Source organism: Ectothiorhodospira sp. PHS-1, assembly GCF_000225005.1.
Classification (GTDB): domain Bacteria; phylum Pseudomonadota; class Gammaproteobacteria; order Ectothiorhodospirales; family Ectothiorhodospiraceae; genus Ectothiorhodospira.
On the sequence record NZ_AGBG01000001.1, the window covers coordinates 1 to 25,058 of the forward strand.

Here is a 25,058-nt window from a genome sequence, read left to right on the forward strand (position 1 = left end):
AAACCCTGAACTCCCGCTTGCGCGGGAGTGACGAATAAAGCGGCCCCCCTCGTCAAGACAGAAAGAACGCGGGAATAACGAAGGAATGATGACGATAGAGGTGGGACCATCACAGGCGGAAGGTCTTCCCTACAGCTTTTTCTCTCCCAGCAGGGCGGCAGCCTCGCCGGTCAGGCGACCGTTACGGGCGCAGTCGTTCATGGCAATACCCCGGTAGGCGTTGCCGGTCAGGTGCAGCCCCGGATAACGGCCCACATGGGCCATCAGACGATCCATGGCCTCGATATGGCCCACCGGGTAGCCAGGCAGGCCCCGCGGCCACTTCTTCACGAACTGCACGTCAGGCGTGACATCGATCCCCAGGGCCTTGGTGACGCCGTCCCGGGCGTGGGCAATGAGGGCGTCGTCGTCCAGATCCACCATGTGTGGATCCCGTTGTCCACCCAGCATCACGCGCACGCATTTCATGCCTTCCGGCGCCCGGTCCGGGAAGATGGAGCTGTCCCAGAGGATGCCCAGGAAGGGCATGCGGGCGGCGGCGGTGGTCAGCACGCCGAAGCCGTCCAGGGGGTGGTCCAGATGCTTCCAGCCAAAGCCCACCACGGCAATGGGGGCATAGTTGACCGCATCCAGCTGCTGTTCCAGCTCCCGGTCCAGTCCGGCCAGGATGCGGGCGGCGGCGTAAGCCGGCACGGCCAGGATCACTTGGTCCACGGTGCTCGACTTGTCGCCGGCCTCGACCCGGAACCCCTTGCCTTCCTGAACCACGGCTTCCACCGGTGTACCCAGATGCCATTCGGCCTTGATGGTCTTGTGAAGGTGTTCGGTCAGGGCGTTCATGCCGCCCTTGAAGCTCATCAGTACGCCGCCGGGGCCGGCGCTCTGCTTGCGGCGGGCGATCATGCCCTTGAACAGGCCGCCGTGCTTGCGTTCCAGCTCCGTCACCAGGGGGAAGGCCGCCTTCACGGAGACCCGGTCGGCGGTGGTGCCGTAGATGCCGGCGGTCATGGCATCCAGAAAGATGTCGGTGAATGCCTTGCCCAGACGACGGTAGCCGAAGGACTGCAGGGTCTCGTCGCTATCGTCCCGTTTGGGACGGATGAACACCTCGCCCATCACCCGCAGTTTCTGCGGCCAGTTGAGCAGTTCGGTCTTGAGGAACTTGCCCGGAGAGTCGGGCATGGGGTGCATTCGATCGGTATAAATGAAGCGTCTGCGGGAGGCATCCTGACTGCGCATGAGTACGTCACCGGCGCCGCAGTCCGTGACCAGTTGCAGCATGTCCGGCTTGTTGCTCAAAAAGCCGTTGCCGCCTTCCTCGAAGCGAAATCCTTCGATGTCGATGGTGTGCAAGGTGCCGCCCACGTGGGGATTGGCTTCATAGATGACGATATCCGCATCGCTCCGGGCGCGTTGCAGATAAAAGGCCGTGGCCAGACCGCTGATACCGGCCCCGATAATGGCTACCCGCATGGGTGTCTCCCTTTTCTATTCTGTGTCGAAATGGCCACGCGGGCTGTCATGTCCGCATGGGTTGATGAGGATCAAGTCATGTGCCGCGACGCCCGGCCCGTCACTGGCTTGCGGGGGCGGCCGGTTTGCGGGCGATGAACCGGGTCGAAATCCCCAGGAATTCATCTTGCACCTCCACCAGCTCAAACCCGGCTTGGGTGAGCTTGTCACAAAGTTGCTCCCTGCTCATGAAACCCTGGATGGACTCCGGCAGATAGGTGTAGGCTTCCTTGTCCCGGGAAATCATGGCGCCGACACGGGGCAGTACCTGGCTCATGTAGAGACGATTCATCCGGTCCATCAGGGTGAGTTTTTCACGGCTCATGAACTCCAGGATCACTGCCAGCCCGCCCGGCGCCAGTACCCGGTGAAATTCCCGCAGGGCACCCTCCACATCCACCACGTTGCGAATGCCGTAGCTGATGCTCACCAGGTCGGCGCTGTCGTCCTCCAGGGGCAGGGCCGTGGCCGGCGCCTCCATGAATGTCACGTCATCCACTTTCCCGCGTGCCAGTTCCAGCATGCCCACGGCCGGGTCCACGCCGGTGACCCGTTCGATGGTGGTGCCCTGGGCTGCGGCTGCTTCGCGCCAGAATAGGATCAGGTCACCGGTGCCGGTGGCCACATCCACCAGATGGCGCACCGGACCGCCATGAATTTTCATGGCGGCCCGGCAGCCGTTGCGGCGCCACTGCCGGTCCACCCCGAAGCTGAGAATACGGTTCAGCCTGTCATAGGTGGGAGAGATGTCGTTGAACATCTGGATGATGCGTTGCTGTTTGTCCATGCAGGGTTCCGGTCAAGGGAATGGGGGGATGTCAGGTCTCCGAGTCGGAAGAGCCGTTGCGGGACTCCAGCGCCCGGTCATTGATCAGGGAGCGGCGGATACGCTCGAAGGCCTGACGACTGATGTGATGGATGATCGGTTTGGCCACCCGGCCCACGGTCTTGTCCAACAGTCGGGTAGGTAGATGATATTCGATGGTCAGTTGCACCCGGGTGCCGCCGGGGACGGAGGAGAACCGATAGTGTCCGGTATTGCGGATGCCGCTCAGGGACTGCCAGCGGATCATGTGGGGCGGGTCCTCATCGACGATGGTCACGTCCCAGTGAAAGACCATGCCGTTGGCGCGGACCTGCCAGCGATAGGTCTTGTCGTCCAGCGGAGTGACGGATTCCACGGCGTCGGCATAGCGGGGGAATTCATCCACCCGCCGGATCATTCCGAAGACTTCCTCCTGATTGGCGGGAAACAGCATGTCATGATCAACGACCGGCATCTGATAATCAGCTCCCATGGACGGCGGGGTGAAAAATACCCCGCGTGGTTATGTCAAAGACCATCGGACGGGTCAAGCGGCCCGGACCTGTCGGGCGATTCCCTCGGCCAGTCCCTTGAAGACAAAGGCGTGGGCCGGTGCCATCAGGTACCAGTACAGCAGCCCCCACACGCCGGCCGGGTGCCAGTAGTTGGTGACGGTGATCCGGGTGCCCGCCGCCTCCGGTGACAATTCGATTTCCAGCACCCCCGCGCCGGGGGCGCGCATGCCGAATCCCAGGGTGAGACGTCGTTCCGGTTCGATGGCCATCACCCGCCAGGAATCCACCATATCGCCGAGGCGCAGCTCGGTCGGATGCCGGCGGCCGTAGTTACGGCCAGGGCCTCCCAGTAGCCAGTCGATGCCTTCCCGGATCCTCCACAGGAGTTCATGGGCAAAGTAGCGGTTTTCCCCGCCGATGCGACGGACCACTTCCCAGACCTGATCCGGGGTGGCCTCCACCAGGGCACTGCCGGAAGCCTGTTTGGCGTAATAGGCGTAGTCCACTCGGTAGTCGCGGAACATGAACGCCCCTTCGGTCCAGCGGGCGGCGACTCCGTGGGATTTTTCAGCCTCGAAGGTGGCGCGCACCGCGGTACGAAAATCCATCAGCGCCTGGGGCATGAGGCGGCGGGTCAGTGCATCATCGGCCACATAGTCTTCCTTGAGGCCCTCGATCAGGGCCTGAGCAATGGAGGTGGGCACCGAGGTGACCAGACGCAGCCAGTAAGAGGAGAGTTTCGGTGAGAGCAGGGGAACTGGAATGATCCGGGGCGGTTTTTGCCCGGCCTCCTCGGCCAGGATGCGCATCATGGCCGCGTAGGTGAGGTATTCGGGACCGCCGGTATCCAGGATCTCGCCGGCGGCTTCCGGAATTTGGGGGGCGCGCTCCAGGTAGTCGAGCAGATTCTCCAGGGCGATGGGCGGTGAGGTGCGGGAAACCCATTTTGGGGTGACCATGACCGGCAGATGCAGGACCAGATCGCGCATCACTTCAAAGGCCGCCGAACCGGGACCGACGATGATCCCGGCCCGCAGTTCGGTGACCGGGACGCTGCCCTTGCGCAGCTCGTCACCAGTCAGGCGTCGGGAGACGATATGCTCGCTGCGGGCCGAGTCCGGGGCCAGCCCGCCCAGATAGACGATGCGCCGGACCCCGGCCTCGGCGGCGGCCCGGGCGAAATGTCTCGCCGCTTCCAGGTCCAGGCGTCCGAAGGACTTGCCGGCCCCCATGGAGTGGACCAGATAGTAAGCCACCTGCACATCCTTGAGGGCCGGTCCCAGGGTCTCGGGCTTGAGGGCATCGGCCGCGACCAGTTCGGCACCGGTCCAGCCCCGGGCCTCCAGCACCTTCAGGTTGCGGGAACAGGCCCTGACTCGGACGCCCCTGGCCAGCAGGCGGGGTATCAGGTTGCTGCCGATGTAGCCGCTGGCGCCGAATACCAGGGTGAGGGCATCGGCAGTGAGGGTGTCGTCAGCGGGGGTGTCCGAGGTGCCGGGTGTCGCCATGGGAGATCTCCGGTAAGGGGTGTCACTGTACTATACGGGGTTTTTCTCCCTGAGCATCACTGTCAGTCGACAGACGCAGACCGGGGCGCCCGTCTCGTCTTCCAGTTGGATGTCCCATACCTGGGTACTGCGTCCCCGGTGCAGGGGGCGGGCACAACCCAGAACCCGACCGTGGCGGACGGACTTGAGGTGGCTGGCGCTGATCTCCATGCCGGCGGCCACCCAGCCTGGCGGGGTCGCCAGATTGGAGGCCACGCTGCCCAGGGTTTCGGCCAGGGCCACGGAGGCGCCGCCATGGAGCAGGCCATGGGGTTGTCGGGTGCGTGCATCCACCGGCAGCGTGCCGAACAGGGCCGTGTCCGTGATCCGGGTGATCTCGATCCCCAGGGCTTCCATGAGGGTCCCCTTGTGGGTGGCATTGATGGCCTGCAGATCGATGGGGCGTTGCCAGAGGGACATGATCAGATTTCCCGGGGATGCATGACATTGGCCAGCCGGATCAGGTCGCGGCGTTGAATCTTGAGTCCGCTGGTGGGAGGCATGGGCAGGAAGGCCACCGGCACCATGAAGGGCTTGAGCCGTTCCCGCATCCAGGTGCGCAGGGCATGGGCATCCAGTTCCGTGCCGGACTGGATGAAGGCCACCGGACGCTGGCCGAATTCCACGTCCTGTCGCGGCACCACCACTGCACGGAGGATGTCGGGATGGGTATGCAGCAGTTGCTCGATGGCTTCCGGCTGGATGTTTTCCCCGCCGCTGATGAACTGGTTGTCGAGCCGCCCCACTACATGGAAACGGCCGTTTTCCCAGCGACCCAGGTCGCGGGTATGGAACCAGCCCTCTTCATCGGTCGCGGGGAGGATGCGTCCCGCGTCCCGATACCCGAGGAACAGGGTGTCACCGCGGACCAGGATCTCGCCGGTTTCGGCCAGGCGGCATTCCCGATGAGGCAGGATGCGGGCCGGTCCCTCCGGGGGTTGGGTGATCACCTGGGAACTCATCTCGGTCAGGCCGTAGCTGGTCCAGCAGGGCAGGTTCTGCCGGCGTGCCTGCTCCAGCAATGAGTCACGGACCGGCCCGCCCCCCAGGAGCAGGTACCGCAGGCTGGAGGGAGACGGGCCGCTTTGTTGCAGCAGGCGGTGCAACTGGGTTTCCACCATGGAGACATGGGTCACGCCCATGTGCATCAGGAAACCGGTATCCTCGGCGCGCCCGTCCAGCACCAGGGCGGCCCCCCCCATCAGACAGCGAAACACGATGGCCAGTCCACCCACATGGTGGGTGGGCAGGGACAGCAGGTATCGGTCTCCCGGCCGCAGGGGAATGCGTGTCGCGGCCCCCGCGGCGCTGAGTGCATGGTTGGCGTAGCTGTGGACGGCCAGCTTCGGTTGCCCGGTGGAGCCGGAGGTCAGAATGCCGGTGCAGGGGGTGTGCGGCTGAAATTGACGGCGCAGTTCCGGGGGAGGGGATGCCGGGGACGGGACGATCACATCCCGTTCGGTCGTATCGGTCGGTTGCAGGGGCTGCCCTGGTTCCCGTACCAGCCAGTGAACACCCTGTTGCCGCAGCAGGGCATGCAACGGGGTGTCCGGCATGGCCGGATTGACCGGCAACAGACAGGCGCCGCTACGCAGAACGGCCAGCAGGTCGATGATGCCGTCAATCGTGGTCCGGGTGCGCAGGGCGATCCAGTCTCCCTGTCGCACGCCCCGGGCCAGAAAGGTCTTGGCCCGATGATCCACCCGTGTCTCCAGTTCGGCGAAGCTCAGGCTGTCTTCCGGGGTGATGATGGCGAGGGCCCCGGCATGACGCCTGCCGGCCTGCCGTAGCAGGCAGGGCATGTCGGCATGGGGCGGGGTGTGTTTCATGTCCAGCATCCAAGATATTCCAGTTCGGATTGTTGTGTGATCAATAGCCCGGCCTGTTCCGGTTGACTGAGGATGGGCATCAGCAGTGCCCGGGCAAATATACCGAAGGTATCCAGGCCCTGTGGACCCGGCAGATCCCAGTGATGGACCAGACGCGCATGGAAGTCCAGGGTGAGGTTGCTTTCATAGGCCGCGCTCAGAACGACGGGAATGCCAAGCTGGCGGGCTTGCTGTATCAGCATGCCGGCGCGGTTCAAGCCGGTGAGCATGGGCTTGACGACCAGGGCACCCAGGCCCGGTGTCCGCAGATCGGGGACCATGGTTTCTCTGAGGGTTTCATCCCAGGCAAAGGGGATGCCGGTGCGGGACCACCATGACAGGTAGTCACTGCCTGCCGGCAGGGGTTCCTCGATGAACTGGATCCGTCGGGGGTCGATGGCGCGACAGAGTGTCTCGGCCTGTTCCAGGGTCCAGGCGCGATTGGCATCCAGGCGTAGCTGCTGCCCTTCCGTGAGCCGTGCCGTGACCCGGCGGATCCTGTCGATGTCCGTCGCCAGGGCGTCGCGCCCCACCTTGAGCTTGAAACAGGGGGATGCCCGATCCGCGGCAATGTCCAGGGCATCGTCATGGCGGATCAGACGGCAGCGGGGGACCGGAGCCGCCGGTGGCAATTGTCCGCTCCATTGCAGCCGTCCGGCTTCCAGGCCGAAACACACCTCCGGGGCGGTTTCCATCGGCAGACGCAGGAGACGGTCGGGCAGGGGGCCGTCCTGTTCAAGGATCTGCCGGACCTGCTGATGACATCGGGCCAGCGTTGCCCGGCTGAAGCCGGGCAGGGGACTGATCTCGGACCAGAGGCTGTCCGCGCGGGGCCGACACCATTCCAGCAGCAGTCCCTCCCGTCGTGTCAGGGTGTGCCCCGGCATGGATAACGCCTGACGGAGGGGCAGGGAGAAACGCCAAAGCCGGATTTCATGGGGCGGGCATCCCTGCTGCCATGGGTTTTCCGTTCCCGTCGGCGGCACGACTTCAGGGCTGACGTCTGAATTTGCGGAAGTCGGGCTTGCGTTTCTCCAGGTAGGCGTTGCGGCCTTCCTGCCCCTCTTCGGTCATGTAGAAGAGCATGGTGGCGTTGCCGGCCAGTTCCTGGATGCCCGCCTGGCCATCGACCCCGGCATTGAAGGCGGACTTGAGCATGCGCAGGGCGATGGGGGAGTGCTCCAGGATCCGGCGGCACCAGGCCACGGTTTCCTGCTCCAGTTGCGCCAGCGGCACCACGGTGTTGACCAGCCCCATGTCCAGTGCTTCCCGGGCATCGTACTGCCGGCACAGGAACCAGATCTCCCGGGCCTTTTTCTGACCCACCACGCTGGCCATGTAACTGGCGCCGAAGCCGCCGTCAAAGGAACCCACCTTGGGGCCGGTCTGGCCGAAGCGGGCATTGTCCGCGGCGATGCTCAGGTCGCAGATCAGATGCAGCACGTGGCCGCCGCCGATGGCATAGCCGGCCACCATGGCGATCACCGGCTTGGGGCAGGAGCGGATTTCCTTTTGCAGATCCAGCACGTTCAGATGATGCACGCCCTGTTCATCCTTGTAACCGGAATCCCCCCGGACCCGCTGGTCACCTCCGGAGCAAAAGGCCAGATCCCCCTGGCCGGTGAGGATGATGACACCGATCCCCTCGTCAAAGCGGGCATCGGACAGGGCCTGGCGCAGCTCCTTGACCGTGCGCGGGCGGAAGGCATTGCGGACTTCCGGCCGGTTGATGGTGATCTTCGCGATGTCTTCGGCCTTGTGATAGAGGATATCTTCATAAGGGGCCGAGTGGTCCTGCCAGTCCAGTGCCGGGATGATGGAAGACGCTGCTGTGCTCATGAGGATGCTGTACTCGTTTGGGTGAAATGCATGGGGTGGCAGACCCGTTCCATGACGGCGGCCACCTGCCCGGGGTCCTGAGCGTGGCAGTTATGCCCCAGGCCGTCCAGTTTGACAAGTTCAAGCCCGGTGCAGGTGTCGGCCAGTGCCTGTCCCAAGGCACTGAACTTGGTGTCCTGTGCGCCCGCGATGAAAACCCGGGGACAGGTCAGTCCGGCCAGACCGGGGCGCAGGTCCGGCTGGCCACTCAGACTGGTGGCCCGCAACACCCGGGCCAGGGTGGCGGGGTCCTGGGCGGACCGAACCCGGATGAAGGCTTCCCGGCGAGCGGGTGCCAGGTCGGCAAACACCGGCTGTCGATACCAGTCTTCCAGGACCCGCGGCCAGGGCTCACGCGCCAGCCGCGTGGCCCAGTTTTCGTCATGGCGGCGGCGTGCCCGGCGCTCTGCCTCGGTTTCCAGCCCCGGATGGGCGCCCTCCAGGACGAGGGCGGCGATGGATTCGGGATGACGGGTTGCCAGCCAGGCGGCGATTCGCCCGCCCATGGAATAGCCCGCCAGGGCGATGCGGGCCGGCAGCACCGGTGCCAGCTGCCGCCAGAACCACTCACAGTACCCCTCGAAGTCCAGATCTGCCGGCAGGGGCTGACTTCCGTGCCCCGGCAGGTCCGGCAGCAGGCAGTGGTAACGGTCCGACAGCAGGCGGGCCGTCCGTCGCCAGTCATCACCGCAACCCATGAAACCGTGGAGCAGGACCAGGGTGGGGAGATGGGCGGCACCCAGTGAGCGGATGGGGGCTGGCCGGGTCATGTCTCGTAGCGGACATCCACCAGGGCGCCGATCAGGCCCTTGATGATCCGGCTACTCTGGTTGGGGGGGAAGTTCAGTTCGATCAGGGTGACGCCGCCCTTGCGGCAGGCGTCGGTATAGGCCTTTTCGAAGCCGGCGGCCGAATCCGGGTTGGCGTAGGCCAGGCCGAACAGGGCTGCCGCATTGCGGAACGTAAGGCCGTGGGGCAGCTGGAACAGGGTCTGGAAATGCGACTTTTGTTCGGCGGCGGGCAGCAGGTTGAAGATGCCCCCACCGTCATTGTTCAGGACCACGATGATCAGCGGGTGGAAACACTGTTTCGCCAGTGCCAGGCTGTTCAGGTCATGGAGCAGGGACAGATCCCCGATCAGCAGGGTGGCCCCGGCCGGATGCCCCATGGCCAGTCCCATGGCCGTGGCCACCAGTCCGTCGATGCCGCTGGCCCCCCGGTTGGTGATGCAGCGATTGCCGCGTCCGGGACGGGCGACCATGTCCAGCAGTCGGATGCTCAGGCTGTTGCCGGGCAGCAGCAGCATGTCCTCCGGGATCGTCTCGGTGATGATGCGGGCCGCGGCCGGCTCCGAGAACGGATAGGTCAGTGCCAACGTCAGATGCTCGCCGAGCTGGGACTGCAGGGCGTCGATGCCCAGCCCTCGCTGGGGCGGGATCTGGATCTGGCCGCAGAACTCGGGAATCGAGGCCTGGATCTGGGTGGCCCGGTGCTCCGGGTCCAGACTGTCCTCATGGGGACTCACTAACCAGTACTGACCCTGGAAGCCTGCCAGCCATTGATTGATCCGCTTGCTGGTGATGCGGCCGCCGAACTGGATCACCTGATGCATGGCCTTGAAGCGGCGTCTGACATGGGTGATCGCCAGCAGCAGATCCGGATGGGCCAGGACGCAGGGATGTTCCGTGAGCCGCAGCTGGCTGCCGATGTCGGCCAGGATGGGTACCGAGGACCGTTCGGCCAGGGCCAGGACCGCCGCGGCCTCGTCGGTATCCAGTTGCCCGGCGACGAATATCACCGGCTCCCTGAGCCGATGCAGGCTGAAGCCGGGCAATGGCGGCGGGGAGGATGCCACCGGTACCACGTCGGACAGCCAGGGGCCGAAGTCGACGGGCGCTTCGGTGCCGTAGAGTGGTTCCCGGAACGGGACATTGACATGCACGGGACCGCGTCCGGGTCCCTGGAGCCGGGCGAGGACCGTATCCAGCTGCTGGGCCAGCCAGCCGCCGGTCAGGGCCGCGTCGGGGGCCGGCAGATTCAGGGCTGCACGCACATGGTGCTGGAAGATGCCCGGTTGGACGATGGCCTGGTTGGCGCCGCAGCCCACCAGTTCCTCGGGACGATCGGCGGTGATCGCCACCAGGGGCTGATGGGTCTGGAAGGCCTCCACCAGGGCCGGATGCAGGTTGGGCACGGCGGTGCCCGAGGTGGTGATCAGGGCGACCGGGCGTCGCTTGGCCTTGCACAGCCCCAGGCCCAGGAAGGCCAGGCCACGTTCATCGAAGTGGGTATGCAACCGTAGCTCGGGATGGTCGTCCCGATAACGGGCCGCAGCCAGAGCCAGGGGGGCACTGCGACTGCCCGGGGCCAGGCAGATATCCCGTATCCCATGCTGATAAAGACGCTCTATCAGCAGATGCGCCCATGCCTCATTGATGTGGGTGAACGGTGCCCCCATGACCGCCCCTCAGGATTCCAGCACGGCGAGGAAGGACTCGATCTTGGCTTCCAGTTCGTTCCATTCCGCGGCGGGGTCGGAGCCTTCCACGATACCGACGCCGGAGTAGCACAACGCCTGATTGCGATGGAGCAGGGTGGAGCGGATGGCCACGGCGAATTCCGAGCGTTGCGGGCAGATCCTGCCGATCACGCCGCTGTACCAGCCTCGGTGAGCGGTCTCCTGACGGCTGATCAGGTCCCGGGCCTCGCCGCGGGGAAAGCCGCAGACCGCCGGAGTGGGGTGCAGGGCCGCCAGCAACTGCTCGTCACGCACGTCCTCCCTGAGGGTGGCATGGATGGGCAGGTAGCGGTGCTGGATGCGATCCAGCTTGAAGACACCGGCCTGGGCCTGGGCGGGGCCTTCGATCTGGGTGATCCAGGGCGCGATCTGTTCACGTACATAGCGGGTGACCAGCTCATGCTCATGGATCAGCTTGGGATCTTGCAGCAGGACGCGTTCCAGGGCCGCGTCTTCCTGCGCCGTGCCGCCGCGGCGCACGGTGCCGGCCAGGGATTCGGTGAATACATGTCGGCCGGAACGACTGAACAGGCGCTCCGGGGAGCATCCCATGAACAGCCGTTCCCCATTTTCAATGGCAAAGCAGAAGCTGCCGGGATTGCTGCGATGCCAGCGTTCCAGGGTCAGAAAGGCTGGCGGGGATTCGTTCAGTTGCAGGTCCACCCGCCGGGCCAGCACCACCTTGCGGATGGGACCCTGGGCGATGTGGTTAAGGATGTTACCGATGTGGCGGCTGCAGGTGTCGAAGTCCATGTGGTCGACGCGCCGGGTGATGCGCACGCTTGCCCGGGGGAGGCCGTCTGCCGGAGTCTGACGCAGTCGGCACAGGGCCGCGATGAGCCGGGTCTTGCGGGTCATGAAATCCCGTCGTGAGTCCGCCAGCAGATTCACGCCCAGGCGGCACTGGCCTCCCTGTCGTCGCAGCTCGACGGCCGGCAGCACGAAACGGGCCGCCGGAAACCCTTCCCAGTCGTCTTTCCCGGCCTGGCCGTCGAAGGAAAAGCCGCCGATGAATGCCGTGGCCTGTCCGCCGAGGATGTCGCGGATCCGGCGCAGCAGGGCAGGGTAGGCAGCGGCTTCCCGTGCGCTCAACGCCGCGGCAATGCCGATGCCGGCGATGCTTTCGTCCCCTTCCCGGTTCTGCCACAGGCTACGCTCGCCGGCTGGCGCGGCCTGCAGCCAGCGGAAGGGATTGGTCCTCGGGACAGGTACGCTCAGGTGCAGCAGATGGTCGCTGCGGAAGGACCAGTTCTTGATCCGGCCCAGCAGGGTTTCCACCGCCCCATGCAGGGGATTGCTGGTATCCAGACAGCCGCCTCCGGCATCTCGGCCCACGCCCGGGGTACCGGCGCCCAGAGGCTGGTCGAGTGATACCGGATATTGACTGACTGATGACACGGTACATCCTCTGAACAAGTGGCCGGCCTCGCGCTCCCGTTCCGGGCCGCCCGCCGAAAATTATAAAAACCGGTGAATGGGGGCGGATATGACTTATATCACTTTGGATTGTGCCACAGGCGCGACGTTCCGAAATGCCGTGATGGCGACATCATGAATCACCGGTTCAGGTATATGTTAATAAAAATGGGTTGCCGATCAGTCCTGCTTGAAAGCACGCCGCTCCAGCCCAATATCCAGGATTAATCTGACATAGTCTCAAGGGGTTTTGCCACCATGCGCATGGATAAATTCACCAGCAAGTTCCAGCTGGCACTGGCCGATGCCCAGTCCCTGGCCGTGGGTCGTGATCATCAGATGATCGAACCGGTCCACCTGATGATCGCCCTGCTGGACCAGGCGGGGGGATCGGTGCGGCCCCTGCTGGCTCAGAGCGGCGTCAATGTGAACCTGCTGAGGTCCCAGCTGGGGGAGGCCCTGGAGCGTCTGCCCAGCGTGGAGGGGGCGGCCGGTGACCTGCACATTTCCAACGACCTCGGCCGGTTGCTGAACCTGTGCGACAAGCTGGCCCAGGACCGCAAGGATCAGTTCATCTCTTCCGAGCTGTTCGTGCTGGCTGCCCTGGAGCATCAGGGGCAACTGGGCGAGCTGCTCCGCAAGACCGGCGCCACCAAGGGGGCCATCGACAAGGCCATTCATGACTTGCGCGGGGGGCAGCGGGTGGATGACCCCAATGCGGAGGAGCAGCGCAAGGCCCTGGAAAAATACACCATCGATCTCACCGAGCGGGCCGAACAGGGCAAGCTGGACCCGGTGATCGGTCGCGACGAGGAGATCCGCCGCGCCATTCAGGTGCTGCAGCGGCGCACCAAGAACAACCCCGTCCTCATCGGCGAGCCCGGCGTGGGCAAGACCGCCATCGTCGAGGGGCTGGCCCAGCGTATCGTGGACGGCGAAGTGCCCGAGGGTCTGAAGGACCGGCGGTTGCTGTCCCTGGACATGGGGGCGCTCATCGCCGGGGCCAAGTTCCGTGGTGACTTCGAGGAGCGGCTCAAGGCGGTGCTCAGTGACCTGGCCAAGCAGGAGGGACGGGTGATCCTGTTCATCGACGAGCTGCACACCATGGTGGGCGCCGGCAAGGCGGAGGGATCCATGGACGCGGGCAACATGCTCAAGCCGGCCCTGGCGCGGGGAGAGCTCCACTGCATCGGCGCCACCACCCTGGACGAGTATCGCAAGTATGTGGAGAAGGACGCCGCCCTGGAGCGGCGCTTCCAGAAGGTGCTGGTGAACGAACCCAACGTGGAGGACACCATCGCCATCCTGCGTGGCCTCAAGGAGCGTTATGAGGTCCATCACGGGGTGGAGATCACCGATCCGGCCATTGTCGCCGCCGCGACCCTGTCTCATCGCTACATCACGGATCGCCAGCTGCCGGACAAGGCCATCGATCTGGTGGACGAGGCGGCCAGCCGCATCCGCATGGAGATCGACTCCAAGCCCGAGAGCATGGATCGCCTGGAGCGGCGTCTGATTCAGCTCAAGATCGAGCGCGAAGCCCTGAGAAAGGAATCCGACGAGGCTTCGCTCAAGCGCCTGGAGGCCCTGGAGGGGGAGATCGATCGCCTGGAGCGGGAGTATTCGGACCTGGACGAGATCTGGAAGGCGGAAAAGGCCGCCCTGTCCGGCACCGCCTCCATCAAGGAAGAACTGGAGCGGGCCCGGTTGGAACTGGAGACCGCGCGCCGGGCCGGCGACCTGGGGCGCATGTCCGAGTTGCAATACGGCCGTATTCCCGAGCTGGAACGGCAACTGGACATGGCCGCCCAGGCGGAAATGCACGAGATGCGGTTGTTGCGCAACAAGGTGACCGACGAGGAGATTGCCGAGGTGGTTTCCCGCTGGACCGGCATCCCCGTTGCCAAGATGCTGGAAGGGGAGCGGGAGAAGCTGCTGCGCATGGAGGAGGCCCTCACCCGGCGCGTGGTGGGGCAGGACGAGGCAGTGAGGGCCGTGGCCGATGCCATCCGCAGGGCACGGGCGGGGCTTTCCGATCCCAACCGCCCCAATGGCTCCTTCCTGTTCCTGGGGCCCACCGGGGTGGGCAAGACCGAGCTGACCAAGGCCCTGGCCGCCTTCCTGTTCGACACCGACGAGGCCATGGTGCGCATCGACATGTCGGAGTTCATGGAGAAACATTCCGTGGCCCGGCTCATCGGCGCCCCTCCGGGCTATGTGGGCTACGAGGAAGGCGGCTATCTGACCGAGGCAGTCAGGCGCAAGCCCTACTCGGTGATCCTGCTGGACGAGGTGGAAAAGGCCCATCCGGATGTCTTCAACGTGCTGTTGCAGGTGCTGGATGACGGCCGTCTCACCGATGGCCAGGGCCGCACGGTGGATTTTCGCAACAGCGTGATCGTGATGACCTCCAATCTGGGCTCCCAGTTGATCCAGGAAATGGCCGGCGAGGAACACTATGACCAGATGAAGGCGGCGGTGATGGAGGTGGTCGGCACCCATTTCCGTCCCGAGTTCATCAATCGGGTGGACGAGGTGGTGGTCTTCCATCCCCTGGGTCGGGATCAGATCCGGGCCATCACCACCATTCAGCTGGATTATCTGCGTCGTCGCCTGGCGGATCGCGACCTGCGACTGACGGTATCCGAGGCGGCCCTGGATCGCCTGGGCGAAGCCGGGTTCGACCCGGTCTACGGTGCCCGCCCCTTGAAGCGGGCGATTCAGCAGCAGCTGGAAAATCCGCTGGCCCAGCGTATCCTGCGGGGCGAGTACGGCCCCGGGGATGTGGTGGCGGTGGATTGTGCCGGGGAGGGGCTGACCTTCGGCAATGATCGCGATATGCTTCGCCCATGAGCGAAACACTGCAATTATCAGGTGAACTGGTCCAGCAGCTGCAGGAAGTGCTGGCGACTCACGATCCCCGTTGCGGGGATCCTCTGGTGGCGGTCCAGTACATGGCCGCCGTCACCGGCTATCTGCTGGCCTGCCAGCACGTGCCGGACGATCGGCGCCGGGAGTTCCTGGAGCAGTTGCAGGCTTTCATGGGAAGCGTGTTCGAGGACGTGGTGGCACAGCAGCGTCAGGTGCCGCCGGAGCCCGCCCACGCCCCCCAGGAGGCCTTCGGTATCTGGCGCCCGGGCGATCCGTGAATGCCGGACGACCCTTGCCTCAGGGCGGCGTCCGGCGGCCCTTGTTGGCTTTCATCAGCGCCCGGAGCATGGCTTCCTGCTGATTGAAGGAGGCCGGTTGCGCCCCGGTGCTCCGCGCTTCTCGCGGACCCGGTTCTTCTCCTCGACCTTGGTAACCCGGCGGCGGCCGATGATCCGGCCGCAGGAAATGGCGCATGCGCAGGGTCTTGTTGAGGTGCGTGACGCGGCGGTCGATCCAGAACAGGTCGAAAATCGCGCCGCCCAGCAGACCCAGGGCCGGTAGCAGCAGCCAGATTCCGGCACCGATGGGAACGCCCAACAGCAGGCTCAGACTCAGGATCAGGTAGGCAATCCCGCCGAGGGGTTCCTTCAGATAGAATCGATGCAGGCCCAGCGGGAAAGCGGCCATCAGGGCATAGGCAACGACAGGGCGGCGCATGTCGCGGATGTATTCGGCATTCATCTGCTGCAGACCGGCCCCCTTGAGGTCCAGCTGCCTCCAGGCCTTGCTCATGCATACCCTCCCGTTGCAGTCACCATACCCAATCATCAGAGTGTAGGACGAAATCAGGGATATCCCATCATGGCGGATCGACGACTTCAGGTGTTCTATACGGTGGCGCGACTTTTGTCGTTCACCAAGGCGGCGGAAGCCCTTCACATGACCCAGCCGGCAGTCACCTTTCAGGTCCGCCAGCTGGAGGAACACTTCAATACGCGGCTGTTCGATCGTACCCATAACCGGGTCAGCCTCACCGAGGCGGGACGCACTGCCTACGGGTATGCCGAGCGCATCTTCGAGGCCTACACGGAGATGGACAACGCCATTCGGGAGATCACCGGCGATGTCACCGGCGCACTGACCCTGGGGGCCAGCACTACCATCGCCGAGTACATGCTTCCAGCCTTGCTGGGTAACTTCAAGAAGAAGTATCCGGAAGTGAACCTGCGCCTGAAGGTGTCCAATTCCGAGGGGATCGTCTCCATGGTGGAGAACAACATCATCGACCTTGGCGTGGTGGAAGGCCCCGTGTCCAACCGCAACCTGCAGGTGGAGATGTGCCGACTGGATCAACTGGTGGTCATTGTCCCACCCTCCCACCCCCTGGCGAAGAAGGGCTGCCTGAGCATCGAAGAGATCCTGCCGTTCCCCTTCATTTGTCGGGAAGAGGGTTCGGGCACCCGCGAGGTGATCATGGATTATCTGGTCGCCCAGGACGTGGATCGCAACGGCCTGGCCATCTGTCTGGAACTGGGCAGCCCCGAGGCGATCAAAGGCGCTGTCGAGGCCGGCATGGGGATCTCCATCCTCTCCCGTTCCACCATCGACAAGGAACTGGCTCTGGAACGTCTGGTGGGCATTCCGCTGGAGCCGCCCCTGACGCGACAGTTTTCGTTCGTGCATCAGCGCCAGAAGTTCCGCTTGCGGGCCATGGAGGAACTCTTGTCCTTCGCCCGTGATTACTGCGAAACCCAGTCCGCTGCCGAGGGGGAGTGCTGTTCCTCTTCCTGACCGGTCCGATCCAGGACCCGGTGCTTCAAGGCCGCGGACCCTGCAAGGGAGTCCGCCGTGAAGAATTACGCGGTTGTACAGCACAGCTATGCGGAGTTTCTCGGCCTGATCGAGAGTCATCTGGAGCGCCGGGATATCGGCTTCAGTTATTTCCGTCCCTTTGTCGGACAGGGACTGCCGGGATCAGCCGCCCAGTTCGATGGCCTCTGGCTGCTGGGGGGCGCTTGGCCCACCGCCGATGAGGCCCGCAATCCCCAGGTGCCCGATGAGTTGCGCCTGATCGACATTTTCCGCAAGGCCCGGCGTCCGGTGGTGGGGCTTGGCATGGGGGGGCTGCTGGTGGCGCAGGCCGCCGGCGGCGAGGCGACCCTGTCGCCTGAGTGCACCGCGGGCTTCGTCACCGCCCGCAAGACGGCGGCAGGGGAGGGTGATCCGCTGGCGGAGGCCGTGGACGGGCAGCCGGTGCTGGTCATGTACCATGGCGGTGTCATCCTGCCCGAGGGGTTGGAGCCCATCCTGGTGGACGAGTCGGGGCGCTGGCTGGCGGTGCGGCCCGATCCCCTGACCTACGGCCTGTTGTTCCGGCCCGAGCTCAAGCCGGGCATGTTGGAAGACATCATCATGGAGCCTGGACACAATCCGCCCCCCGACATCACGGCACTGCTGGTGCAGGCCCGGGACCGCTGGCCGCATATGCAGGATCTGACGGCCCGGGTGGTGGTGGCCCTGGTGACGGCGCTGGGCCTGATGCAGGAGCGCCGCAAGATGCCCGTGTTCAATCTCAAACTGGAGCCCAAGTGAGTCTGCCGCCCCATTCCGCCCATGCCTCCCCCGAGCGACGCCTGCGGAGCCTGTATCGTGGCCTGTCGGCCGCTGATCGGGAGACCCTGCTGGCCTTTGCCGAGTTCCTTGCCGGCCGCGCCGCGGCGGCACCCACATCCGTTCCCGCTCCCGAACCCATTCCCCGTCCCGAGGAGGAGAGCGTGATCCGGGCCATGAAACGCCTGTCCGCCACCTATCCGATGCTGGACAAGGCGTGTCTGCTCAACGAGACTTCACAGCTGATGACCCAACATGTGATGCAGGGGCGGGCGGCGGTGGAAGTGATCGATGAACTGGAGGCGGTGTTTGCCCGCCATTATCAGCGTCTGTGCGAGGCCCCCGAATGATCCCGGTCCTGCGTCGCTGGTACGAACGCCATTTTTCCGATCCCCAGGTGGTGATCCTGGCATTCCTTCTGCTGTTGGGATTTGCCGTGGTGCTGTTTGCCGGCCGGTTGCTGGCGCCGTTGCTGGCCAGCATCATCATCGCCTACCTGCTGGAGGGGGCCGTACGTCGCCTGCAGAACTGGCGCATCCCGCGCATGGCGGCGGTGACCCTGGTCTTCCTGGTGTTCATGGCGGTGCTGGTGGCCACCCTGCTGGTGGTGGTGCCGGTCATGAGTCAGCAGATCACCCAACTGGTGCGGGAACTGCCCAGCATGGTGGTGCAGGGACAGAACATCCTGCTGCAATTGCCCGAGCGCTATCCCCAGTTCATCACCGAGGAGCAGGTGCGCGAGATCATGGGCGCCATCCGGGCCGAATCCATCGCCCTGGGGCAGCGGGTGGTGAACCTGACCCTGGCCTCGGCCATGCACGCGGTCACCATCATGGTCTACCTGGTCATCGTGCCCATCATGGTGTTTTTCCTGCTCAAGGACAAGGATGCCATCCTGGGCTGGATCACCGGTTTCCTGCCCCGGGACCGGGGCCTGGCCAACGAGGTCTGGGCTGAGGTGAACATCAAGATCGCCAGCTACGTCCGCGGCAAGTTCGTGGAGATCCTCATCGTCTGGGCCGCCAGCTACCTGACCTTCATCTACTTCAATCTCAACTACGCCCTGCTACTGTCATTCATGGTGGGGCTGTCGGTGATCATCCCCTACATCGGTGCGGCCCTGGTGACCATTCCAGTGGCGGTGGTGGCCTATTTCCAGTTCGGGGTGAGCAGCGAGTTCACCTATGTGCTGATTGCCTATGCGGTGATCCAGTTCCTGGACGGCAACGTGCTGGTGCCCCTGCTGTTCTCCGAGGTGGTGAACCTGCATCCGGTGGCCATCATCACCGCGGTGATCCTGTTCGGCGGGTTGTGGGGGTTGTGGGGGGTCTTCTTTGCCATCCCGCTGGCCACCCTGATCCAGGCGGTGATCCGTTCCTGGCCCCGCCATGGCAACATGCCCGATCATGAGGAACAGGCACGTTACGACAACGAGGCGGCCTGAGCGCGGGTTTTCAGAGATGCTCGGAGGCAAAATCCGCCAGTCGTGAGCGTTCGCCCCGCTGCAGCAGTACGTGGCCGGCATGGTCCCAGTCCTTGAAGCGATCGACCACGTAGGTCAGGCCCGAGGTGGTTTCCGTCAGGTAGGGGGTATCGATCTGCCCCACGTTTCCCAGGCAGACCACCTTGGTCCCCGGGCCGGCCCGGGTGATCAGGGTCTTCATCTGCTTGGACGTGAGATTCTGGGCCTCGTCCAGAATGATGAAACGATTGAGGAAGGTGCGCCCGCGCATGAAGTTCAGGGAGCGGATCTTGATTCGGCTGCCGATCAGATCCTGAGTCGCCGCCCGACCCCAGTCGCCCCCGGTCTCGGAGCGGGTGAGCACTTCCAGGTTGTCCATCAGGGCCCCCATCCACGGGGTCATCTTCTCTTCCTCGGTGCCGGGCAGAAAGCCGATGTCCTCGCCGACCGGCACCGTCACCCGGGTCATGATGATTTCCCGGTAGCGGTTGTCCTCCAGGGTCTGGGCCAGGCCCGCCGCCAGGGTGAGCAGGGTCTTGCCGGTGCCCGCCGTGCCCACCAGCGAGACAAAGTCCACCTCCGGATCCATCAGCAGGTTCAGGGCAAAGTTCTGTTCCCGGTTGCGGGCGTGAATGCCCCAGACCGTGTGTCGTGCGCCGGTGTAATCCCGGGCCAGTTCCACCACCGCGGAGTCACCTTCCCGGCGTCTTACCAAGGCGGTGAACGCAGGATCGTCTTCCCGGTAGAGACACTGGTTGGGGTGCCACTGGGTCACCAGCGGGCCGGTGAGGCGATAGAACGTGCGACCGCTCTCCTGCCAGGAATCCATGGATTTGCCGTGGCTGTCCCAAAAATCCGCCGGCAGCTCGCAGGTGCCCCGGTAGAGCAGGTCCACGTCGTCCAGAACCTGATCGTTGTAGTAGTCCTCCGCATGGATGCCCAGTACCGCCGCCTTGATGCGCAGGTTGATGTCCTTGGAGACCAGGGTGACGGCTTCGTCCGGCCGTTCTCCCTGCAGCGCCAGGGCCGTGCTCAGGATGGTGTGATCCGGGGTGCGCCCAGGCAGGCTGTCCGGCAGATGGGAGGACAGCACGCGGGTCTGGAAGAACAGCCGGCCGGTACCCGCGGCATCCGAGTCGCCCAGGCGCGCGCCGGTCAGGGGCAGCCCCTGGGCAATCTGGGCGTGGCTCACGTCCGCCATCAGTTCATCGATGAACCGGCTGGCCTGGCGTACGTTGCGGGCGACCTCGGAAACGCCCTTCTTGGCCTTGTCCAGTTCCTCCAGGACCACCATGGGGAGGAACACATCATGTTCCTTGAAGCGGAACAGCGCCGCTGGATCGTGCATGAGCACATTAGTGTCCAGCACGAACAGGCGCTTGCCGTGGATGTCCTTCTTGACCATGGACGAGCTCCGGGGGGCGGGAATGGAGGTGTCAGAGTGCGTCGACGGCCTTGAGCACTTCGTCCACATGGCCGGCCACCTTCACCTTGCGCCATTCCCGGCGGAGGACGCCGTCCCGGTCGATGAGGAAGGTGCTGCGCTCGATGCCTCGCACCTGTTTACCGTACATGTTTTTCAGCTTCATGACCCCGAACGGCTCGCAGACCGTTTCGGATTCATCGGCCAGCAGTTCGAAGGGAAAGCCGTGCTTGGCCTTGAACTTCTCGTGGGACTTGAGGCTGTCGCGGGAAATGCCGATCACTGTGACGCCGGCGGCGCGAAACTCATTGTGGCGGGCGGTGAAGTCCTTGCCTTCCGTGGTGCAGCCGGCGGTATCGTCCTTGGGGTAGAAGTAGATCACCACCGGGCCTTGCGCCAGCAGTGTCGAGAGTCGGATGGGGGCGCCGCCGGTGGCGGGGAGTTCAAAATCGGGCACGCTCCCGCCGATTTCGATCGTGTTGTCCGTCATGGGCCTGGTCTCCTGAGCCTGAAATCACTGCAAATCAGCCTGGCGGGGTGGCCTCATGTATCGCTGACCTACCCCTTGATGGGTTCGATGACACCATCCAGATTCAGTTCATCACAAAAATCCAGAAAGTCCTCCCGCAGGGAGGCGATATGTTCCGTGGTGGGGATCTCCACCGACAGGTGGGCATTGAACATGGGGGTGCCGGAGTGAACGGCCACATAGGCATGGCTGTTGAGTTCACGGATGCCCACCCCGCGGGCAGTGAAGAAGCCCACCAGCTGATGCACGATCCCCGGCTGATCCAGGGAAATCACATCCACGGAGTAGGGCAGGCTCGGCACCACCGTATCCTGGCGCGGACCCGTGCGCCGGGACAGGATTTCCAGGTCCGCCTGTCGTCCCAGGGCCGCCAACGCACCGTCCAGCTTGCTCAGGGTGTTCCAGTTGCCCGATACCAGCATGAGGGCGGCAAAGGTGCCCCCCAGGGCCGACATGTGACTGTCCTGGATGCTGCAGCCGCTTTCCAGGATCACCCGTGACAATTGCTCCGCCAGTCCCGGGCGGTCCTCCCCCATGGTGGAAATGACCAGATGAGTTGTGCGGGGATGTTTGGTGGGCTGGGGCATGGTCACGGACAGGTAATGATGATGGGCAAAGGGTATCAGTTTCCGCCTGCCTCGCCTATCGAGGCAGCGGCGGTGGCGAGGCGTCCGCGGCGGCATGGAAACAATCCCGCACGCACCCGCGTCATGGCTTGATGGTGAAGAGGGCGGACATTACTATGTCCGCTTGCATTCAGCGCGGAGGTTTCGATGTTTCACGGCAGCATGGTGGCACTGGTCACACCCATGGAGGAGGATGGCTTCATCTCCGAATCGGCGCTGGAGCGGCTGGTGGAGTTTCATATCGACCAGGGGACCGACGCCATCGTTGCGGTGGGCACCACCGGGGAGTCCGCCACCCTGGATGTGGACGAGCACTGCCGGGTGCTCCGCCTTGTGGTGGAGTTCGCCGCCGGACGCGTTCCCGTGATTGCCGGGACCGGGGCCAATTCCACGGCGGAGGCCATCGACCTGACCCGGGTGGCCATGAAGATGGGGGTCGATGCCTGCCTGCTGGTGACGCCCTACTACAACAAGCCCACCCAGGAGGGGCTGTACCGTCATTATCGGGCCATCGCCGATGCCGTGCCCATTCCCCAGATCCTTTACAATGTCCCCGGACGGACCGCCGTGGACCTGCTGCCCGAGACCGTGGAACGCCTGGCGGACATTTCCAACATCGTCGGTCTCAAGGAAGCCACGGGGGATCTGGACCGGGCCCGCCTCCTGATGGAGCGATGCGGCGACCGTCTGGATCTCTACAGCGGTGACGATGCCACCAGCCTGGAATTCATGCTGGCCGGCGGCAAGGGCATCATCTCGGTCACGGCCAACGTGGCACCGCGCGCCATGCATGACATGTGCGCCGCGGCACTGGCCGGCGACAGGGAGGCCGCCGTGGCCGCCGATACCCCCGTCAAGGGGCTGCACAAGGCCCTGTTCCTGGAGTCGAACCCCATTCCGGTCAAGTGGGCCCTGCACGAGATGGGCCTGATCCCGCCCGGGATCCGCCTGCCGCTGACGCCCCTGTCCGAACCCCTGTGCGAGCCCCTGCGTGAAGCCCTGCGGGCCGCCGGCATACCCTTGAGTACCTATCCTGCATGAAGACATCTCTCAATATGGCCAGGGCCTGGATACTGCTGCCGGGCCTGACTGCCGTCATGGTGCTGACCGCCTGCGGGAGCCTCGGCTCCCGTGATGGTCACGCCGACAGTCGCGAAACCCGGGCCCTGGAAGTCCCCCCCGACCTGGTGGCCCCGAACGTGGACCCGAGTTTCCGCATCCCCGAGCAGACCACGGCCCGGGCCAGCGCCCTGGAGGATCGCCGGGCAGTGCCGGGAGAGATCTCTTCCGGCACCCAGGCCCGGGTGCCGGTCCTGGTGGATGCGAGCACGCTGCAGCTTCGTCGCGAAGGCAATGTGCGCTGGCTGGAGGTGGAGGATACGCCGCCGGCGGATCTCTGGCCCCAGCTGAGGGCCTTCTTCCAGGCCCAGTCGCTGCCCCTGAACCGGGAAGCGCCGGCGTTGGGCATTCTGGAAACCGAGTGGTTCCAGGCCCGTGCCCAGGTGCCCATGGAGGGCGGTATCCGAGGTTTGCTGGGCAGGCTGTTCGGCGATTTCTACGATGCCAGTACCCGGGACCAGTATCGTGTGCGGCTGGAGCCCCAGGGGGACTCCGGCACGGCCGTCTTTGTCAGCCATCGCAGTGTCGAGGAAGTGGCCGAGCGGGAGGATATTGTCCGCTGGCGCATGCGTCCCTCCGATCCGGAAGCCGAGGCCGAGATGCTGGTGCGCCTGATGGTGCATCTGGGTCTGGAGCCCGAGCAGGCCGCCCAAGCCCTGGGGCAGGCCCCCGATCTCACCCCGGGGCTGCGCCTGAGCGAGGCGAATGGTGAAACCGCCCTGGAGGTTCGGGGTGAGTTCACCGGGCTTTGGCGCCGCATGGGGGTGTTGCTGGATCGGGCCGCTCTGCTGGTGGATGACCAGGACCGCAGTGAAGGGGTGTATTACGTGACCTTCCGGCCCGAGGCCCATGAGCGCCGGGGCGGTTTCTTCAGTCGCCTGTTCAGTACCGGTGAGAGTGCCAGGCTGCGACCCGATACCCAGTACCAGATTCATTTGCGGCAGGCAGGGGATTGGGTGCAGGTGATTCCCCGCTCCCAGGCCGGGGAAGCCCTGTCAGGCGGTGAGGCCGCCGCGGTACTGGAGCGGATCGAGCAGGAGCTCAATCCCGGCGGCAATCAGGGGTAGGGCCCATCGGCTTCACGGGCAGGGGCATGGCACCCCTGCCCGGGTCCCTGGCGTCAACCTGCCGTCTTGTCCTTTTCGATGAGGGCATAGGCGGAATGGTTGTGAATGGACTCGAAGTTCTCCGAGGATACGGAATAGGCACTGATCCGTGCATCCCCGTTCAGGCGGATGGCGATGTCGCGAACCAGGTCTTCCACGAACTTGGGATTGTCGTAGGCCCGCTCCGTCACATACTTCTCGTCCGGCCGCTTGAGCAGACCGTAGAGCTCGCAGGAGGCTTGGGATTCCACCAGATCGATGAGTTCCTCCACCCAGACGAACTGTTCCACCCGGGCATTGACGGTGACGTGGGAACGCTGATTGTGGGCGCCGTACTCGGAGATGCCCTTGGAGCAGGGGCAGAGGCTGGTGACCGGCACCACCACCTGAATGTTCATGCTCGGTCTGCCGTCACTGATCTCGCCGATGAAGGTGACTTCGTAGTCCATCAGGCTCTGCACGCCGGATACCGGCGCCGCCTTGTTGACGAAGAAGGGGAAGCGCATCTCAATGTGCCCGGTGGCGGCTTCCAGGCGCTCCGCCATCTCGTGCAGCATGGTCTTGAACGAGTCCACGGTGATCTCGTATTCGTGGGTGTTGAGGATCTCCACGAAGCGGGACATGTGGGTGCCCTTGAAGTCCTGGGGCAGGTTCACATACATGTTGAAGGAGGCTACCGTGTGCTGGTCCTTGCCGGTGCGATCCCGCACCCGTACCGGATGGCGGATGTCCTTGATGCCCACCTTGTTGATGGGGATGCGCCGGGTATCGGCGCTGGACTGCACATCGGGGATGGCCGAGGCGCGGGCCGGGGAGGCGGTTGTGCTCATGACGGTGTCCTTTGGCTACTCTTCCGTATAGCGGACACAGGCCCGCTCGGTCTCCCACAGGGTGATGGCGCTGACCCGGACGCCCGGTGCGTTCAGGCGGGCAGCCATCTCCCGGAAGAACCAGGCCGCGATGTTCTCGGCCGTGGGGTTCACGTCCCGGAAGGGTGCCAGATCGTTGAGATAGGTGTGATCCAGCTCGCCGGCGATGTCTCTCGCCAGCGACTTGATGGTCTTGAAGTCCACGGCCATGCCCAGGGAATCCAGCACCGTGGCCTCCACTTCGGCTTCGACCTTCCAGTTATGACCATGCAGGCGGGAACAGTTCCCCGGGTAATCACGGAGCGTATGTGCCGACGCGAAATCGGTCAGCACCTTGAGGGTGTATTTGGGCACGGCGGGCTATTGTTTACCAGTTTTGTCGGA

Annotated in this window: 25 protein-coding genes; 8 read left to right on the forward strand and 17 right to left on the reverse strand. The window is 64.5% G+C overall.

The features are described from left to right. Window positions 1-129: 129 nt before the first annotated feature. The 11 genes from hemG to ECTPHS_RS00055 all read right to left on the reverse strand — a co-directional run bounded on the left by hemG (window position 130) and on the right by ECTPHS_RS00055 (window position 12,041). Window positions 130-1,473, reverse strand: coding sequence for a protoporphyrinogen oxidase (hemG, locus tag ECTPHS_RS00005; protein WP_008930603.1), 1,344 nt, complete (start codon window positions 1,471-1,473; stop codon window positions 130-132). Window positions 1,474-1,573: 100 nt separating this feature from the next. Further along, the gene (gene ubiE / locus ECTPHS_RS00010; protein WP_008930604.1) at window positions 1,574-2,299 is read right to left on the reverse strand and encodes a bifunctional demethylmenaquinone methyltransferase/2-methoxy-6-polyprenyl-1,4-benzoquinol methylase UbiE; all 726 of its coding nucleotides are present in this window, start codon (window positions 2,297-2,299) and stop codon (window positions 1,574-1,576) included. 31 nt (window positions 2,300-2,330) lie between these two features. Further along, the gene (locus tag ECTPHS_RS00015; protein WP_008930605.1) at window positions 2,331-2,792 is read right to left on the reverse strand and encodes an SRPBCC family protein; all 462 of its coding nucleotides are present in this window, start codon (window positions 2,790-2,792) and stop codon (window positions 2,331-2,333) included. 72 nt (window positions 2,793-2,864) lie between these two features. Next, window positions 2,865-4,340, reverse strand: coding sequence for an SDR family oxidoreductase (locus tag ECTPHS_RS00020; RefSeq protein WP_008930606.1), 1,476 nt, complete (start codon window positions 4,338-4,340; stop codon window positions 2,865-2,867). A gap of 30 nt (window positions 4,341-4,370) precedes the next feature. Further along, on the reverse strand, window positions 4,371-4,799 hold the full coding sequence (locus tag ECTPHS_RS00025) for a hotdog fold thioesterase (RefSeq protein ID WP_008930607.1): 429 nt from the start codon (window positions 4,797-4,799) through the stop codon (window positions 4,371-4,373). Between the two features lie 2 nt (window positions 4,800-4,801). Beyond that, window positions 4,802-6,208, reverse strand: a complete 1,407-nt coding sequence (gene menE, locus ECTPHS_RS00030; RefSeq protein ID WP_040404613.1) for an o-succinylbenzoate--CoA ligase — start codon at window positions 6,206-6,208, stop codon at window positions 4,802-4,804. After that, the gene (gene menC / locus ECTPHS_RS00035) at window positions 6,205-7,233 is read right to left on the reverse strand and encodes an o-succinylbenzoate synthase (RefSeq protein WP_256364665.1); all 1,029 of its coding nucleotides are present in this window, start codon (window positions 7,231-7,233) and stop codon (window positions 6,205-6,207) included. Before menC ends, menE begins: the two co-directional genes overlap by 4 nt. Before the next feature lie 4 nt (window positions 7,234-7,237). Beyond that, window positions 7,238-8,086, reverse strand: coding sequence for a 1,4-dihydroxy-2-naphthoyl-CoA synthase (menB, locus tag ECTPHS_RS00040; protein ID WP_008930610.1), 849 nt, complete (start codon window positions 8,084-8,086; stop codon window positions 7,238-7,240). Further along, a complete protein-coding gene (gene menH / locus ECTPHS_RS00045) occupies window positions 8,083-8,895 on the reverse strand; it encodes a 2-succinyl-6-hydroxy-2,4-cyclohexadiene-1-carboxylate synthase (RefSeq protein ID WP_008930611.1) in 813 nt (270 codons plus the stop codon). Before menH ends, menB begins: the two co-directional genes overlap by 4 nt. Further along, a complete protein-coding gene (gene menD, locus ECTPHS_RS00050) occupies window positions 8,892-10,583 on the reverse strand; it encodes a 2-succinyl-5-enolpyruvyl-6-hydroxy-3-cyclohexene-1-carboxylic-acid synthase (RefSeq protein WP_008930612.1) in 1,692 nt (563 codons plus the stop codon). The genes menH and menD overlap by 4 nt, the downstream gene beginning before the upstream one ends. Window positions 10,584-10,592: 9 nt before the next feature. Further along, a complete protein-coding gene (locus tag ECTPHS_RS00055) occupies window positions 10,593-12,041 on the reverse strand; it encodes an isochorismate synthase MenF (RefSeq protein ID WP_246828281.1) in 1,449 nt (482 codons plus the stop codon). Between the two features lie 276 nt (window positions 12,042-12,317). Here ECTPHS_RS00055 and clpB point away from each other — a divergent pair, with 276 nt between their 5' ends. Both clpB and ECTPHS_RS00065 read left to right on the forward strand, forming a co-directional pair. Further along, a complete protein-coding gene (gene clpB / locus ECTPHS_RS00060) occupies window positions 12,318-14,912 on the forward strand; it encodes an ATP-dependent chaperone ClpB (protein ID WP_008930614.1) in 2,595 nt (864 codons plus the stop codon). Then, entirely contained in the window at window positions 14,909-15,208 is a 300-nt protein-coding gene (locus tag ECTPHS_RS00065) for a hypothetical protein (RefSeq protein ID WP_008930615.1), read from the forward strand. Before clpB ends, ECTPHS_RS00065 begins: the two co-directional genes overlap by 4 nt. 19 nt (window positions 15,209-15,227) lie before the next feature. Here the strand turns inward: ECTPHS_RS00065 and ECTPHS_RS00070 are convergent, their stop codons facing one another. After that, a complete protein-coding gene (locus ECTPHS_RS00070) occupies window positions 15,228-15,722 on the reverse strand; it encodes a hypothetical protein (protein ID WP_008930616.1) in 495 nt (164 codons plus the stop codon). Window positions 15,723-15,791: 69 nt separating this feature from the next. Between ECTPHS_RS00070 and ECTPHS_RS00075 the strand changes: the two genes are divergently transcribed. From ECTPHS_RS00075 to ECTPHS_RS00090, 4 genes are read left to right on the forward strand one after another with little or no spacing between them, the layout of a single operon-like run. Next, window positions 15,792-16,721 carry a selenium metabolism-associated LysR family transcriptional regulator gene (locus tag ECTPHS_RS00075; protein WP_008930617.1) on the forward strand — a complete coding sequence of 310 codons (930 nt, stop codon included), beginning with the start codon at window positions 15,792-15,794 and terminating at the stop codon, window positions 16,719-16,721. A 57-nt stretch (window positions 16,722-16,778) separates the two neighbouring features. Beyond that, window positions 16,779-17,522: a type 1 glutamine amidotransferase gene (locus tag ECTPHS_RS00080; RefSeq protein WP_008930618.1), complete on the forward strand. Its 744-nt coding sequence runs from the start codon at window positions 16,779-16,781 to the stop codon at window positions 17,520-17,522. Window positions 17,523-17,524: 2 nt separating this feature from the next. Beyond that, on the forward strand, window positions 17,525-17,890 hold the full coding sequence (locus ECTPHS_RS00085; protein WP_371200049.1) for a Crp/Fnr family transcriptional regulator: 366 nt from the start codon (window positions 17,525-17,527) through the stop codon (window positions 17,888-17,890). Continuing rightward, complete coding sequence (locus ECTPHS_RS00090; RefSeq protein ID WP_008930620.1) at window positions 17,887-18,984, forward strand: AI-2E family transporter; 1,098 nt, start codon at window positions 17,887-17,889, stop codon at window positions 18,982-18,984. Before ECTPHS_RS00085 ends, ECTPHS_RS00090 begins: the two co-directional genes overlap by 4 nt. Before the next feature lie 10 nt (window positions 18,985-18,994). Here the strand turns inward: ECTPHS_RS00090 and ECTPHS_RS00095 are convergent, their stop codons facing one another. The 3 genes from ECTPHS_RS00095 to ECTPHS_RS00105 form a co-directional block, all read right to left on the reverse strand. Next, the gene (locus ECTPHS_RS00095) at window positions 18,995-20,407 is read right to left on the reverse strand and encodes a PhoH family protein (RefSeq protein ID WP_008930621.1); all 1,413 of its coding nucleotides are present in this window, start codon (window positions 20,405-20,407) and stop codon (window positions 18,995-18,997) included. Window positions 20,408-20,438: 31 nt separating this feature from the next. Continuing rightward, on the reverse strand, window positions 20,439-20,915 hold the full coding sequence (locus ECTPHS_RS00100) for a peroxiredoxin (protein WP_008930622.1): 477 nt from the start codon (window positions 20,913-20,915) through the stop codon (window positions 20,439-20,441). A gap of 68 nt (window positions 20,916-20,983) precedes the next feature. Then, window positions 20,984-21,541: a glycine cleavage system protein R gene (locus ECTPHS_RS00105; protein WP_040404581.1), complete on the reverse strand. Its 558-nt coding sequence runs from the start codon at window positions 21,539-21,541 to the stop codon at window positions 20,984-20,986. Between the two features lie 186 nt (window positions 21,542-21,727). Here ECTPHS_RS00105 and dapA point away from each other — a divergent pair, with 186 nt between their 5' ends. Beyond that, window positions 21,728-22,621 (forward strand): 4-hydroxy-tetrahydrodipicolinate synthase, encoded by an 894-nt coding sequence (gene dapA / locus ECTPHS_RS00110; protein WP_008930624.1) that lies wholly within the window; start codon window positions 21,728-21,730, stop codon window positions 22,619-22,621. Then, on the forward strand, window positions 22,618-23,766 hold the full coding sequence (gene bamC / locus ECTPHS_RS00115) for an outer membrane protein assembly factor BamC (protein WP_083838719.1): 1,149 nt from the start codon (window positions 22,618-22,620) through the stop codon (window positions 23,764-23,766). Before dapA ends, bamC begins: the two co-directional genes overlap by 4 nt. 53 nt (window positions 23,767-23,819) lie before the next feature. Here the strand turns inward: bamC and folE2 are convergent, their stop codons facing one another. After that, a complete protein-coding gene (folE2, locus tag ECTPHS_RS00120; protein WP_008930626.1) occupies window positions 23,820-24,635 on the reverse strand; it encodes a GTP cyclohydrolase FolE2 in 816 nt (271 codons plus the stop codon). A 15-nt stretch (window positions 24,636-24,650) separates the two neighbouring features. Continuing rightward, window positions 24,651-25,028: a 6-carboxytetrahydropterin synthase QueD gene (queD, locus tag ECTPHS_RS00125; protein WP_008930627.1), complete on the reverse strand. Its 378-nt coding sequence runs from the start codon at window positions 25,026-25,028 to the stop codon at window positions 24,651-24,653. Window positions 25,029-25,058 lie beyond the last annotated feature (30 nt).